The 724-nt window shown below is 77.5% G+C and carries 1 protein-coding gene; it reads right to left on the bottom strand.

Annotated features, from left to right (window positions below):
* The coding region (locus tag ND748_RS33235; RefSeq protein ID WP_251750184.1) for an FAD-binding oxidoreductase at positions 1 to 724 on the bottom strand (724 nt) is incomplete at both ends.

Raw genomic sequence — 724 nt, 5'->3', positions numbered from 1 at the left:
GCGTCTGCGCGGTCGCCTCGTCGGCGGAGCGCCGCACCAGCCGGGCCCGTTCGGTAAGGACCGCCTCGGCGGCGTCGGCCTCCTCGGCGGCGCCCGACCCGTCGGTCTGGACAAGCAGGAACACCTCCCCGTGGGCGGCCAGGTCGCTGCCGGTGGCGGCGTCGACGGCCCGCACGGTACGGGCGTCGAGCAGCTCGGCGACGGCGGGGACGATCCCGGCGGCGCCCAGGGCGGTGACCGCGTCGACCGCGGCGGCGAGGGTGTCGAAGAAGGCGGCGAGGGTGACGGTGGCCCGCGGCGTCGGGCGCAGCCGCACGGTCGCGCCGACGACGACGCCGAGGGTGCCCTCGGAGCCGACGAACAGGCCGGTCAGGTCGTAGCCGGCGACGCCCTTGACGGTGCGCCGCCCGGTGCTGATCAGCTCGCCGTCGGCGAGGACGACGTCGAGGCCCAGCACCGACTCGCGGGTCACGCCGTACTTGGCGCAGCGCAGCCCGCCGGCGTTGGTGGCGATGTTCCCGCCGATCGTGGAGATCGCCGCGCTCGCCGGGTCCGGCGCGTAGCACAGGCCGGCCTCGCGGGCGGCGGCGTCGAGGTCGGCGGTGATCACGCCCGGTTCGACGACGGCGACGGCGTCGTCGACGGACAGCTCGCGGATGCGGTTCATCCCGGCCAGGTCCAGCACGACCCCGCCCGGCGCGGCCGCGGCGCCGCCGGCGAGGCC

This window comes from Frankia sp. AiPs1 (genome assembly GCF_023716945.1).
GTDB lineage: Bacteria > Actinomycetota > Actinomycetes > Frankiales > Frankiaceae > Frankia.
This window is presented reverse-complemented; position numbering and strand designations above follow the sequence as displayed.